The following is a 14,502-nucleotide window of genomic DNA, read 5'->3' as shown; positions in this document are numbered from 1 at the left end:
GAGGCCTACGGCGTAGGAGCGTCAGCGTGTGAAAAACATGGTCCGCTGCTGGGAGGGAATAATGATGTCACTTGATTTTATGCTGCTGCCCTTGCGTCGCTTCGTTCGACTGTTCTTATCAAAGACCTCAATGTCACCATTCATGATCGGACCGTGCAAGGACTGTTTTACGATGGCCTCATCCGCCATCGTGTGGTTGGCCATACCCATCATCATCTGTTCGAAGGACAATTGCGGTTGATCGTAGATCTTCCTTGGCAGCACCTCAGAGAGCTCCACTTCAATGCGTTTGCTCGTAACACCACAAAAATTATGCTCCTCTCCAAATCCGAACGCATGTTGATCCGTAATCTGGATATCTTTATTGGTGTCATAGCCCACAAAAAGTGACGGCGTCATGGAGTGGGAAAAGTTGTTGCCATATCTCCAATGAATTTCTTTCATCACCGCGTTGGCGCGGTAGCTCTTCGCCAAATGGATAAACCAATAGGCTCGCGGATTCGGCCCACCAGGAGTAATGAAGAAAACGGTCATGAAATCAGCACCGCTTTCTTTCAAGATCCCCTCTGCAAGAAACCGCTGAATCAAATGCTGCCACTCGTGACGCATGGTGGCTTTAAAAGATCGCAGCTTTTCCCAAGGAATATACTTCTCCAAATCGATATTTTGTAATGCCTTCTTGTTTTCATCCCGCTCGGAGAGGTAGTCGATCAGGCTATCAACATTGAAAGTCAACAGAACCTCAGCATTCGTCAAACTATTGAAAATGGTTCGTATGCTAGAGAAAGGTACATCTTTGTAGGCGTATTGATCGAGCAAAAACAATGAGCGCTCGGAAAACTTGAAATCCTTTATCTTTTTAATAACGCTCGGAAGCGCATTCGTAAATCTCGCGCGAAGAGCGTAAATATCTTTATCCAAGCGATGGCCATGCCCTTTGGTGGCAAGCACGGCCTTCAAGTAATCAATATTGGCCTTTTTAATATCTATGAAAAAATACTGCGCCAATACTTCCCGCGGCATGTTTCTCTGAATATTTATCTCAGCGACAGTTTCTTGAACCGCCTCTAGCGCGATAATGGGTGAGCCGTAGTGGTCACGACGCCCCCAATCATCTTTATAGACGCCTCCACCGCAAAAGCCATCGACGATATTAATGCCAATGCGCGGAATCATTTGATTACTCATGACCACCGTGATGTACGAACGGATATAGTCATGAATAATCTGATGTTTTATTTTGCTATGAGGATCTATGTTCGGATAGATACCAGCCGACAAATCCCATTTGTATTTTTCGTCCTTGGCCACGCGAAATCCTTTTAGCTCAGGCTAGGTTTAGCAAGGGAATTTCATCCCAAGTCTGACCGTTCAATAGGCGACCATTGGCTTTCTTGGATCGTTTTACTCCGTCAGCGCCCCAGCCACCCCACTGCTTGAAGAAGAAAGCAGAACCGGAGGCATCGCATTGACGGTGGATGTTATCGACCCATTCCTGCTGCATTGGGCGCGCCTTCGCACCTGATTCACCCCCGACAATCACCCAATGAATATCCGTCAGGTCAATCTCGCCCAAGTCTTCCAATAAAGGCTCCGCTGACAGAAAGCGGATGGTGGCATCAACCTTACGCAGACAATCAATACGCGGCACCCCGTAGGCCTTGTCCTCTACCGAAACACCTAACCAAGCATTGGTCGGCGTTTCTCGCGTGCTGAAATACTCAGCCAGGCGCTCAGCTCGTTTGGTCAGGATTTGAAACGTATGCTGAGAGGCACGCCGGATCACATCGAAGACCTGATCGATATAAGCATCAGGTACCTGCTCGTGGAAGAGGTCAGACATGGAGTTAACGAAGTAAATCGTCGGCTTCTTGCGCAGCAGAGGCTCTTGAAGCTTTTCTGGACGCAGGCTCAACCGAAAGCCATTCTCGTAGCCAGGTGTGCCCATCGCCTGCAGGCGGTGAGCCATGTTCTCGGCGTAGCAATGTTTGCAGCCCGGTGAGACCTTGGTGCAACCCACCACCGGGTTCCAAGTCATCTCGGTCCACTCAATGCTTGTTTGGGTACTCATTGCACTGTCGCTCCTTTCGTGCGCGATATTAGTAAGATGCCGCAAGATATGTCAAATTGACATCACTCAGCGTTTCTGACTTCACCCCATATTATCTTTTCGATTCATATATTCAGTGAAAATCGTAGCCCAAACATAGCTCGATTTAAAAAAACGCAAGAATGGCGTGATTTTTTTCGACTGACATGCCTTCAATTATCATATCAAGTGTTTCCTAAATATCGCTATATATTCCCTCACTGGTCAGTCATTGAGGATCCAGCGCTCACTTTTTCGCGGCCAATCGGGCTTAACCGGAAATTTGCTCCGCCTGGCAATATTTGCGTCAAGATTTAGGATTCGGCCTTCTTTTGCCAATTCCTTAAAGGCCAGCTGAAGATCGGTCGGATAATAATCAGTCTGTATGAGAAATTCTGACCAGCAGTCGTAATCTATCAGCAGAGGTTTTTTTGACAGTCTCGTCAGAAGAAACTCTTTTGCTGCCAATCGATTGTCTTTGAATTTTTCAACAGGCTGTAGATCTTGGTCCGAGCCGAACAAATCGTCGATGGGCGATTTGCTGATTTGTGCTCGAACCTTCGACTCAAAGTGGCTGACGCGCTGAACCATCTCCATTTCTTCGGCAGCTTGTTTGAACTTGATAATGCCCAGAGGATGCCTGGTCAGATATACCAAAAAATAAAGCACCCGCTCCATGCCTGGGCGCTCAACTGATACATATGCCGTCTTTCCACCATATAAGTCCCCGATGACCTCGCGATACTGAGCAATTACCAGCGACTGCCGTTCGGATGAGGTTTCATTTCCAATTAAAACAACCGGCCTTCCTAAAAGTTCTTCAACATCTGCTTGATGCGGCTTCATCGACATAGCGCGGTTGAAGAAGTCGTACATCAAGTTAATGAGGAACTCGACTTTATTCAGTGCCAAGAGCGGGGCCAGAACTGGCGCGCTGATTACAGTTTTCCAACCCTTGGGATCAATAAAGAAAAACGTGAAATTGCCGGACGCCCACTGAACGATGTCATCGATCTTGCTGGTGTAGTCACCTTGAATGCAGGAGGCTTCTACAGAAGCTTGCTTGTTCCCAGCGAGGAACGCTTCGAGCTTTCCGAAGGCTTTTTTGTCCTTCTCGATGTAAAGCGCGCGAAATTTTACATTGGCGCTAAACTTGGATTTCAGCGTCTCGGCACACTCCCTCATCTGCCGAAGCGAAATACCGATAGAGGTGTCTTTTAAATCATCCGACTCCTCTGCCCAAGGACCCGCGAAGCAGTCAACGTAATTGATGACGGTTTCCTTGCGCCCGATGATCATGAACAAGCACTGAAGGTAAGTCTTCAGAATCGTGTGTTTGACGTATGCCTGTTCGCGGCCATGGTACTCCTTAGGTATTGGCAAGTTTTCACTCCATATGTTTTCCCTTTACGCCGGGACACTACCCTATAAATGATACGTGCGAATAGTGCTCGAATGAGCGCCCGCACGGTCGGCCCACTTGGACTCTGCTAGATTTTCCGTATGTTTCGCACGCACCGGTGTGGGCTTACCGGATACTCAGATTAAGCAAAAGGGTTTCAGCGTCAACAAGGTCGCGTTGGATGCGCAAAGAAAGTCCAATGTCAATGCCCTTTGGAAGTGCGGAATCGACCGAAGCTGCAAAAGTGAGGAGCCCAAAAACGGCGAATCCCGCTCTAGGCGGGATTCTCAGCCGCCGATTGCATGCGTTCGACGGGGCAGGACGCTGTTACCTGGCACTGGGCCATCTGACGCTCATCAGAAGCGGGATGCGATCCGAAGATCCCTGTAGCCATCCTGAAGTTCACGCCTAGGCGCGGACGAACAATAGTCAAACCATAATCACTATGTCAATCGGACTGTCCCCTCGTGGATCACTTAGATTTCCCACGATCATTCAGTCAGCCCTCGTTCAGAACTGCCCTGACAGCCAATCCATCGGCCCAGCTGGCAAGCTTCCCTGGCTCATCATTCATGGCAAAAAAGTGCTTCTTGAAGTTCAGGACACGGAGGGTTCGCGCTGCCACTTGCCCAACGCGTCCCCTGAGTCACCCTCTTTAAGCTGTAGATCAATTACGAGAAGAATACCCACCGATCGTAGGTCTGGGCTAATTGCGCCACCCCGCTTTCGGCACCCAAGGTTGTGGTTTATGACTTCAGCCCAAGCTCAACGGGCGTGAATGCTCGCAGCTTCCAGTATCATCGGCGAGCTCTAGTATCTGGAAAATTCAGCTAGTCTTGCCACACAACTTACTTGATGACGATTCCCATGCCAGATAGCTCTGAAGCCAACATTGCCGCAGCTGATGCTCTCACTTTGCTCCTGCACAACCAGCACGCCATTGGTGCGGCCATTGAAGAGGTGACAAAGTGGCTCTCTGAGAATGGCGAAGGGAATGTCGCCTCAAATGCAATCGCGGCTATGGAAACGCTGGACACGAATGCTCAAGCCATCACAGACTCAATCATGCGACTGAGGCAGTTATAGGTGCTATCTAACTCCTTGCTGCCACTACGAATTGTGCGGGCCACGTTCATTCCCTACGCACAATTGCTTTGGGGGGGCCGTTTCATGAAGCATCACATGGTTGCCAATAAATTCATTCGCAGTGAGGGGACGAGATGATCAATCGACCGCGACTCCAGTTCGCGATTTGCGCAGGGATTTCATCGTCACTTTTTCTATCCGGCTGCGCCTCAACTATAGATTCGACATTTTCGGAGCCGAGGGTGCCAACGCCCATTGCGGAAAAGCTCCTTACGATTTGGGCGAGTTCGAAGAATCCCAACTCAGAAAAAAATAAGTTTTTCGCAGTGGATGGTCACTTTTATACGGTCGCTTACGTTGGGAATCTAGCGGATGCGGAACGGGTAAATAGGCTTACTTGCTTTGCTCAATCACCCGACGCAATGATGCTGCAATATAACGCGGTGCCTGTTGCCTTCTGGGGAGTGGTAAATTGGCAGTACCGCACTCTGATTATGGACACTCTTCACTCTCTTCATGGGGGCGATCACGCAGCAGTCAAAGCGCGCCGTACAGAGCTAGAGCGATTAGTTCGAGATTCCTACCTGCAGAACAAACCCGACTGGCAAACCGGTTTCCTGATTCACTCGTTAGGTGATAGCTACGCACATGTTAAAGGTGATTTCGACACTTCAACTGCGTACGGCCCTATCGCAGGTCATGGGTTCGCCTTCAAGCACGATCCTGATGACATTTATCGGGACAAAAATTACGAAAAATACAATGCCTATACCTTGGCGTTGTATAGAGCACTGAGTACATCCGAAAAGGGCCTCGAAGAACAAACCGGTTACCAGACTCTCAAACTCTTCACCGCTGGTTTGACCAGCGTTATGGAATCCAACAAAGACCACCCAGAAAATTTGACCGCTCAGCTCAAAATTTTAACCCCGAATTCCGTCCGTATAGACGACTGTGAAGAAATGCAGTCAGAAATACATGCTGATGAGGTCAAAGTTTTTCTAAAAAATTTGGCTATTGACCTTCAAAAATCAAACTCGGATCCAAGTGTCGTAACGGCGCAAAAGTAGACGGTTGGAAAACAGCTGAATTTCAGAAAAGCTGAAATTTGTAGCTCCGCAGGGACATCATTCTCATAACCGCCTTACTACACAACTCTCAGCTCAATACGACAGGTGTACGGTTCGACCGAGAGCATTACTGAGCACTCAGTGCCGTCGAGCACGCTCACCGCGCGCTCCAGCAGCGTTGAGCTGCGCAGAATCACTGAAACGCCTAGAGGCACTGCGTTAAGTGACTGACTGGGAGTCTCCCCAAGGCAAAGTCAGACCGTAGATATCAAACATGTTTTGAGGAATGGGGTGCATTTTCAGATCGCGTTCGTAACGGCTCAAAATCCTCCTTAGGATTGCCGCACCTATTACCAGCGTTACTAGACGCAGTCGTATCTATTTCAAAAGCCAGTCGCACTTAATTCCATAATGCAAGTCCAGAAGGCGGGTCTTTCGGAACACTTCAGTCGCATTAATTAACAAAACCTACAACTGGCCCCATCGGCCGTTTCGCCAGCCGCATCACTCCGCATCCGGCCCGGCACTGGTGGGCGGCGGGTCAAAACCGCAACCGGGGGAAATCACCCTGGCACACCATGGCGTGCTGTTTCTGGATGAATTGCCCGAGTTTGATCGCAAGGTGCTTGAGGTACTGCGCGAACCCCTGGAGTCAGGCCATATCGTGATTTCCCGCGCCCGCGACCGCGTGAGTTTCCCGGCGCGCTTTCAATTGGTGGCAGCAATGAACCCGTGTCCCTGCGGGTATATGGGCGAGCCCAGTGGTCGTTGTCGCTGTACGCCGGAACAGATTCAGCGCTATCGCAACAAACTCTCCGGGCCTCTGCTGGACCGGATCGATCTGCACCTGACCGTGGCACGAGAGACCACAGCGCTCAATCCCATTCAAAACGATGGTGAAACAACGACCAGCGCCTCGGCGCGCGTTGCCCAGGCGCGCGAGCGCCAACAGCAACGCCAGGGATGTGCCAATGCCTTTCTTGACCTGCCGGGTTTGCGCGAGCATTGCACACTGGCAAAGGTCGACGAGAGCTGGCTGGAGACCGCATGCGAGCGCTTGACACTGTCGCTGCGTGCGGCGCATCGGCTGCTAAAGGTGGCGCGCACGTTGGCAGACCTGGAACAACAAGACGCGATCGCGCGTCACCACCTGCAAGAGGCGCTGCAATACCGCCCGGCGGCACTTAATTGAGCTTTGGCGCAGGTCTGAATGTGAGAGGGGACCTGCTCCCGATTGCCGTGTATCAGCCCCCCGATTTATTGGCTGATCCAATGCCATCGGGAGCAAGCCCCCTCCCGCAGTTGATGAATTGCGTCTGTGAAACCTTAGCGGAACCGGTCCACCTCATGACGCAAGCCCGCCGCCAGGGTTTCAAGTTCCTTGGCGGTGATCGCAAGATTCGACACCACTTCACGCTGTTCGCTGTTGGCCAGCGCAATGCTCTGCAGGTTGCTGCTGAGCAAGGTCGCGGTGCTGCTCTGCTCCTGGGTGGCCGTGGTGATGGCGGCAAACTGCTGACCGGCCGAGCGGCTTTGCTCGTCGATACGTGCCAGGGCCGAGGCCACGTCGGCGTTGCGCGACAGGCCATCCTGCATCAGGGCTTTGCCCTGCTCCATCGTGCTGATGGCATTGCCGGTTTCCTGCTGGATACTCTGTATCATCACGGAAATTTCATCGGTAGCCTGGCGGGTGCGCGAGGCCAGGTTACGCACCTCGTCGGCGACCACGGCGAAGCCACGGCCTTGCTCACCGGCGCGGGCGGCTTCGATGGCGGCGTTGAGCGCCAGCAGGTTGGTCTGCTCGGCGATGGCGGTAATCACACCGACAATGCCGCCGATTTCCTGGGAGCGCTGGCCGAGGGTATTGATCACCGTGGCGGTGCTGTTCAGGGCGGTGGCGATATGTTCCAGAGACGACGACGCCTCTTGCATCGAGGTACGGCCGATGCGGGTTTGCTGGGCGTTTTCCTGAGCCAGGCGCTCGGTGTTGCCCATGTTGTCGGCGATGTTCAGGGAGGTGGCGCTGAACTCTTCCACGGCGCCGGCCATGCTGGTGATCTCACCGGACTGCTGCTCCATGCCTTCGTAAGCACCGCCCGACAACCCGGACAACGCCTGGGCTCGGCTGTTGACCTCTTCGGCCGCCTTGCGGATCTGCGACACCATGGTCGACAGTGCTTCCCCCATCTGGTTGAAGCTGCGGGCCAGTTGGCCGATCTCGTCATGACTGGAGACGTTGAGGCGTGCACTCAAATCGCCCGCGCCCAAGGCTTCGGCCTGGCGCACCAGGTCGCTCAGCGGCGCCAGCTTGCTGCGCAACAGCCACACGATTGCGCCCACCGCCAGCAGCATCGCCAGCACGCTGCCGATCGCCAACCGCATGCCGACTTCCCAGGTCACGGCACGAATTTCGGCTTTGGGCATGCTGGCTACCACGGCCCAGGGGCCGCCTTCGAAGGGCACCGACACGCTGTAGAAATCTTCGTTCTTGTCGCTCCAGAAGCGGCCTGCGCCAGGCTTTTTCGCCAGGTCCAGCATCACTGGCACCGCTTGATCCAGCGCCTGCACGCCAGCGGGCGGCACCAGCCAGTGTTTCTGTTCATCCAGCAGCGCCAGGGACCCGGTCTGGCCGATGCGGAAGCGCTTGAGGTTTTCGAACTGCGCGGCCTGCGCGTCGGTGTAGTCAAAGCCGATGAACAGCACAGCGATGACCTTGCCGCTGCTGTCGCGCACCGGGCTGTACTGGGTCATGTAGGAGCGGTCGAACAACACGGCGCGGCCGATATAGACCTGGCCATTGAGCACGCGCTGGTAGGCAGGGCCCTGGCGGTCCAGCACGGTGCCGATGGCGCGGCTGCCGTCCTGCTTGGTCAGGGAGGTGCTGACGCGAATGAAGTCGTCGCCGCTGCGCACGAATACCGTGGCGACGCCACCGGACATCTGCTTGAACTCGTCCACTTCCGTGAAATTGTTGTTGAGCACATCGCTGCCCAGCAACAGGCTCGGGGTCTGCACCCCGGCCACCGCGATCATCTGATCGGCGCGCACGCTCAACCCTGAGCTGAAGCGTTTTTCAAACAAGCCGGTAAGACGCTGCGTGCTCTCGCGCAGGGTGCTGTGGAAGGTATTGAGTTGGTCGGCGAGCAGTCGCGCCTCGCTGGCCAGGTGCTCCTCACGGGTGGCAAGGTTGGCGGAATCCAGGGAACGCAAAGCGAAAACGGTACTGCCGCCAATGGCGACAGCCAGAATCACGGCCAATGCGAGGCCTAACTGTGAGGCAATCCGGGCGCGAGGTTGAGACATGACAGCTCCTGACCGAGGCCAGGATCATCCTGATCTCATAGCGATGCTCGGCAAATTATCTAGTGGGAAACGTCGGGGTGAAGGTCCGACACAGCTACTTCGGCAGGGTTTGCCAATACTTGAGAGAATCAAGGGGGTATTACGCAAACGATTGCATTCATCTCTTTTTACAATTGCGCGCAAAGCACCGAGAATCACTCCCCTGCCACCCTTCCGACTTTCGAGTGTGATGATCATGCAGCCTGCGGCACGTACCGAACTCTGGGCCATCCTGCGGCTGTCAGGACCGTTGATCGCCTCACAGTTGGCGCACATGCTGATGGTGCTGACCGACACCTTGATGATGGCCCGCCTGAGCCCGGAGGCCCTGGCCGGTGGCGGCCTGGGCGCGGCGACTTATTCGTTCGTGGCGATTTTCTGCATCGGCGTAATTGCGGCGGTGGGCACGCTGGTCGCCATTCGTCATGGCGCAGGAGATATCGAAGGCGCCACCCGCCTGACTCAGGCCGGGCTGTGGCTCGCCTGGTTGATGGCGTTGGCGGCGGCCTTGCTGCTGTGGAACCTCAAGCCGGTGCTGCTGATGTTCGGCCAGACCGAAACCAATGTGAATTCGGCCGGGCAGTTCCTGACCCTGTTGCCGTTCGCCCTGCCCGGCTACCTGAGCTTCATGGCCTTGCGCGGCTTCACCAGCGCCATCGGCAAGGCAACGCCCGTGATGGTGATCAGCCTGGGCGGCACGGTGGTCAACTACCTGCTCAACCATGCGCTGATCGAAGGCATGTTCGGCCTGCCCAAGCTCGGCCTGATGGGCATCGGCCTGGTGACGGCCATCGTCGCCAATGGCATGGCACTGGCCTTGATGGCGTACATCCGCAGCAATCGCGTCTATGCCGCTTACCCACTGAGCACCGGCCTGCTCCACCTTAATACTCAGTACCTGCGCGAGCTTTGGCGCCTGGGCCTGCCGATTGGCGGCACCTATGCGGTGGAGGTCGGGCTGTTCGCCTTCGCGGCGCTGTGCATGGGCACCATGGGCAGCACGCAATTGGCGGCGCATCAAATTGCCCTGCAGATCGTCTCGGTGGCGTTCATGGTGCCGGCGGGCATGTCTTACGCGGTGACCATGCGCATCGGCCAGCACTACGGCGCCGGGCAATTGCTGAAGGTGCGTACCGCCGGGCGCGTTGGAATGGGCTTTGGCGGCGCGGTGATGCTGGGGTTTGCCGGGGTATTGTGGCTGTATTCCGACCCGCTGATCGGGCTGTTTCTTGACCACAACGACCCGGCGTTTCATGACGTGATCGTGCTCGCCGTCAGCCTGCTGGCCGTCGCGGCCTGGTTCGAATTGTTCGACGGTGTGCAAACCATCGCCATGGGCTGCATCCGTGGGCTCAAGGACGCCAAGACCACCTTTCTGGTGGGGCTCGGTTGCTACTGGCTGATCGGCGCGCCGGCGGCGTGGTTGATGGCCTTCACGCTGGGTTGGGGGCCGACGGGTGTGTGGTGGGGGTTGGCGCTGGGGTTGGCATGCGCGGCGGTCAGCCTGACCTGGGCGTTTGAAGCGAAGATCAAGCGCATGATTCGGCAGGAGGCATTGCTGGGCTGATTAGATGTGCACGTCAGCCCAACTGCGCCTGCCGGCCCTTGCCGTAAGTCAGGTACTCCACCAGTTCAGGCAACGGCAACGGCTTGCTGATCAGGTAACCCTGAGCCTGGTCGCAGCCAAACAAGCGCAGCAATGCCAGTTGCTCCGGCGTTTCCACGCCTTCGGCGACCACTTCCAGGTTGAGGTTGTGGGCGAGGTTGATCATGGCGTGGACCAGCTTGCGATTCTCTTCGCGCTCCTCCATGCCGCCGACAAAGCTCTTGTCGACCTTCAGCAAGGCAATCGGCAGGCTGTTGAGGTGCACGAACGACGAAAAGCCGGTGCCAAAGTCGTCCAGGGAAAACCGCACGCCGAGGCGGCCCAGGGCGTCCATGGTCTGCTTGACCAGGTCGCTGCGGCGCATCACGGCGGTTTCGGTCAGCTCGAATTCCAGCCATTGCGCTTCCACGCCGCGCTCAGTGATCAGCCGACTGAGGGTGGACAACAACTGGCTGTCCTGGAACTGACGGAACGACAGGTTGACCGCCATGTGCAGCGGCGGCAGACCGCGTTCGCGCAGGTCCTGCATATCGCGCAGGGCGCGGGAGATCACCCAGTAACCCAGTGGCACGATCAGGCCGCTCTGTTCGGCCAGGGGCACGAACTCGCTGGGCGCCAGCAGCCCGCGCTCGCCGTGGCGCCAGCGCACCAGGGCTTCGAGGCCGACGATACGGCCGTCGCCCAGGTCCAGGCGCGGCTGGTAATGCAGTTCCAGCTCATCACGGCGCAGCGCGCGGCGCAGTTCGCTTTCAAGATCGGCAAGGCTGCGCGCATTGCGGTTGATGCGCTCGTTGAAGATATGAAAGGTGCAGCCCTGGGTGCTTTTGGCTTGCTGCATGGCGATGTGCGCGTGCCACATCAGCGGGTCGGCGCCAGCGCGAGCGCGGGCATGAGCCACGCCCAGGCTGCAGCCGATCAGCAGGCTTTCACCGTCCACCCAGTAAGGCTCGGCCATGACCTGGGTGATGCGCTCGGCCATCCATTCGGCGCGCTGGGGTGCGCGGCGGGTGTCGATCAACAGGGCGAATTCGTCGCTACCCAGGCGCGCCAACTGGTCACCGGCTTCGAGCTGGCTCTTGAGCCGCGCGACCACTTGCAGGATCAGCCGGTCGCCGGCCTGGTGGCCGAGGGCATCGTTGGCGTGGCGGAAGTTGTCGAGGTCCAGGTGACCGAGTGCCAGGCCGCGCCCTTCATTGTCGGCCAGACGCGCCGCCAGCAGGGTCTGGAAGCCTTGGCGGTTGGCGATCCCCGTGAGCGGGTCCTGCTCGGCCAGACGCTGCAGCGTGTGTTCGAGCACGCCACGTTCACGCACATGACGCAGGCAGCGGCGCAACGTGCCAGCGTCCAGTGCGTCACGCACCAGCCAGTCACTGACCCCCAGCGGTGCAACCAGCGGCTCCTCTTCCAGCAGCAATATGCAAGGCAGGCTGCAGCGGCCAGGGCCGGGCTGCAAGCCGGGGGTGGTCAACAACACGGCGCTGTGGTCGTCATTGAACAGACGGCTCACCGAGTCCCAGTTGGGCGCGCTGATCAACACAGCTGCGTCGCCCATTGGCGCCAGGCACTCGCGCAACAAGGCTGCCCACTCAGGCGCATCGGACAGCAGCAGCAAACGCAAGGGTTCGACAGGCGTAGCCAAGCTAGCTCCCTAGACTCTGCAAAATTTCGTTGGCGGCGGCATTATGACGTGCGGCCTGATAATCACCAATGATAGGAGTTATCAAATACGCGAGTTGTCAGAAAAAGTCCTGAAAACGCGTCACATCCTGCGGCAAAGTAACAAAACCGGCAAATTTAGATCGAGTGGTACGTCACACCGTCGATCCAGGGCAGCAGAATCTTGCCAGCCTGTTAAAATGCCCGCCCTTTTGAACAACGACCTCCCGAATCTGTATGTCCCGACTCAATCCCCGGCAGCAAGAAGCCGTGAACTACGTCGGCGGCCCTCTATTGGTGCTCGCCGGCGCAGGCTCCGGCAAGACCAGCGTGATCACCCGCAAGATCGCGCACCTGATCCAGAACTGCGGCATCCGTGCCCAGTACATCGTCGCCATGACCTTTACCAACAAGGCGGCGCGGGAAATGAAAGAGCGCGTCGGCACCCTGCTCAAGGGTGGCGAAGGCCGTGGCCTCACCGTGTGTACATTCCACAACCTGGGGCTGAACATCATCCGCAAGGAGCATGTGCGGCTGGGCTACAAACCGGGCTTTTCGATCTTCGACGAGACCGACGTCAAGTCCTTGATGACCGACATCATGCAGAAGGAATACGCGGGCGACGACGGTGTCGACGAGATCAAGAACATGATCGGGTCGTGGAAAAACGACCTGATCCTGCCTGCCGAGGCGCTGGAAGCGGCGCGCAATCCCAAGGAGCAGACCGCCGCCATCGTCTACACCCACTACCAGCGCACGCTCAAGGCGTTCAACGCGGTGGACTTCGACGACCTGATCCTGCTGCCGGTAAAGCTGTTCCAGGAACACAAGGACATTCTGGAAAAGTGGCAGAACAAGGTGCGCTATCTGCTGGTGGACGAGTACCAAGACACCAACGCCAGCCAGTACCTGCTGGTGAAACTGCTGATCGGCACGCGCAACCAGTTCACCGTGGTTGGCGACGATGACCAGTCGATCTACGCCTGGCGCGGCGCCCGCCCGGAAAACCTGATGCTGCTCAAGGACGACTACCCGTCGTTGAAAGTGGTCATGCTGGAGCAGAACTACCGCTCCACCAGCCGCATTCTGCGGTGCGCCAACGTGCTGATCTCCAACAACCCCCACGAATTCGAAAAACAGCTGTGGAGCGAGATGGGCCATGGCGACGAGATCCGCGTGATCCGTTGCCGCAACGAAGACGCCGAAGCCGAGCGCGTGGCGGTCGAGCTGCTCACGCTGCACCTGCGGACCGACCGGCCCTACAGCGATTTCGCCATCCTTTATCGCGGCAACTACCAGGCCAAACTGATCGAGCTGAAGCTGCAGCACCATCAGATTCCCTATCGGCTATCGGGCGGTAACAGCTTCTTCGGGCGCCAGGAAGTCAAGGACCTGATGGCTTACTTCCGGCTGATCGTGAACCCCGATGACGACAATGCCTTCCTGCGGGTGATCAACGTCCCACGCCGTGAAATCGGTTCGACTACGCTGGAAAAGCTCGGCAACTACGCCACCGAACGCAAGATCTCGATGTACGCCGCCACCGATGAAATCGGCCTGGGCGAACACCTGGACACGCGTTTCACCGATCGCCTGTCACGCTTCAAGCGTTTCATGGACAAGGTGCGCGAGCAGTGCGCAGGCGAAGACCCGATCAGCGCCCTGCGCAGCATGGTCATGGACATCGACTACGAGAACTGGCTGCGCACCAACAGCTCCAGCGACAAGGCCGCCGATTACCGCATGGGCAACGTCTGGTTCCTGATCGAGGCGCTGAAGAACACCCTGGAAAAAGATGAAGACGGCGAAATGACCGTCGAAGACGCCATCGGCAAGCTGGTGCTGCGCGACATGCTCGAGCGCCAGCAGGAAGAAGAAGATGGTGCCGAGGGTGTGCAGATGATGACCTTGCATGCCTCCAAGGGCCTGGAATTTCCTTATGTGTTCATCATGGGCATGGAAGAGGAAATTCTCCCACACCGTTCCAGCATCGAAGCCGACACCATTGAGGAAGAACGCCGGTTGGCCTACGTGGGCATTACCCGCGCACGTCAGACCCTGGCCTTCACGTTTGCCGCCAAGCGCAAGCAATACGGCGAAATCATCGATTGCGCCCCCAGCCGGTTCCTGGACGAACTGCCGCCGGACGATCTGGCCTGGGAAGGCAACGACGACACCCCGACCGAGGTCAAGGCCGTTCGCGGCAACACGGCCCTGGCCGACATACGCGCGATGTTAAAGCGCTAGAATC

9 protein-coding genes and 1 pseudogene are annotated in these 14,502 nt (G+C 56.6%); 5 read left to right on the top strand and 5 right to left on the bottom strand.

The features are described 5' to 3' along the window. Nucleotides 1-21 precede the first annotated feature (21 nt). The 3 genes from TU75_RS12170 to tcmP form a co-directional block, all read right to left on the bottom strand. Complete coding sequence (locus TU75_RS12170) at nt 22-1,311, bottom strand: three-Cys-motif partner protein TcmP (RefSeq protein WP_060549063.1); 1,290 nt, start codon at nt 1,309-1,311, stop codon at nt 22-24. Between the two features lie 16 nt (nt 1,312-1,327). Beyond that, a complete protein-coding gene (locus TU75_RS12165) occupies nt 1,328-2,071 on the bottom strand; it encodes a phage Gp37/Gp68 family protein (RefSeq protein WP_060549062.1) in 744 nt (247 codons plus the stop codon). Between the two features lie 243 nt (nt 2,072-2,314). Then, entirely contained in the window at nt 2,315-3,472 is a 1,158-nt protein-coding gene (gene tcmP / locus TU75_RS12160; RefSeq protein ID WP_060549061.1) for a three-Cys-motif partner protein TcmP, read from the bottom strand. Nucleotides 3,473-4,358: 886 nt separating this feature from the next. Between tcmP and TU75_RS12155 the strand changes: the two genes are divergently transcribed. The 3 genes and pseudogenes from TU75_RS12155 to TU75_RS12145 form a co-directional block, all read left to right on the top strand. Further along, entirely contained in the window at nt 4,359-4,577 is a 219-nt protein-coding gene (locus TU75_RS12155) for a hypothetical protein (protein ID WP_060549075.1), read from the top strand. 242 nt (nt 4,578-4,819) lie between these two features. Further along, complete coding sequence (locus TU75_RS12150; protein ID WP_060549060.1) at nt 4,820-5,647, top strand: hypothetical protein; 828 nt, start codon at nt 4,820-4,822, stop codon at nt 5,645-5,647. Nucleotides 5,648-6,101: 454 nt separating this feature from the next. Further along, nucleotides 6,102-6,839 (top strand): annotated as a pseudogene (locus TU75_RS12145) (ATP-binding protein); the annotation flags it as partial. Nucleotides 6,840-6,973: 134 nt separating this feature from the next. Here TU75_RS12145 and TU75_RS12140 read toward each other — a convergent pair. Then, nucleotides 6,974-8,950 carry a methyl-accepting chemotaxis protein gene (locus TU75_RS12140; protein WP_060549059.1) on the bottom strand — a complete coding sequence of 659 codons (1,977 nt, stop codon included), beginning with the start codon at nt 8,948-8,950 and terminating at the stop codon, nt 6,974-6,976. A gap of 229 nt (nt 8,951-9,179) precedes the next feature. On the opposite strand from TU75_RS12140, the gene TU75_RS12135 reads away from it, so the two are divergent. Beyond that, complete coding sequence (locus TU75_RS12135) at nt 9,180-10,556, top strand: NorM family multidrug efflux MATE transporter (protein ID WP_060549058.1); 1,377 nt, start codon at nt 9,180-9,182, stop codon at nt 10,554-10,556. Nucleotides 10,557-10,569: 13 nt separating this feature from the next. Here TU75_RS12135 and TU75_RS12130 read toward each other — a convergent pair whose 3' ends face one another. Further along, nucleotides 10,570-12,234 carry a putative bifunctional diguanylate cyclase/phosphodiesterase gene (locus tag TU75_RS12130; RefSeq protein WP_003231590.1) on the bottom strand — a complete coding sequence of 555 codons (1,665 nt, stop codon included), beginning with the start codon at nt 12,232-12,234 and terminating at the stop codon, nt 10,570-10,572. Nucleotides 12,235-12,488: 254 nt separating this feature from the next. On the opposite strand from TU75_RS12130, the gene rep reads away from it, so the two are divergent. After that, nucleotides 12,489-14,498, top strand: a complete 2,010-nt coding sequence (rep, locus tag TU75_RS12125) for a DNA helicase Rep (RefSeq protein ID WP_003231592.1) — start codon at nt 12,489-12,491, stop codon at nt 14,496-14,498. Nucleotides 14,499-14,502 lie beyond the last annotated feature (4 nt).

Origin of the sequence: Pseudomonas poae, assembly GCF_001439785.1 — a bacterium.
GTDB classification, from domain to species: domain Bacteria; phylum Pseudomonadota; class Gammaproteobacteria; order Pseudomonadales; family Pseudomonadaceae; genus Aquipseudomonas; species Aquipseudomonas poae.
Note: the sequence above shows the minus strand (reverse complement) of the source record. Positions and strands in the feature narration are given on the sequence as shown.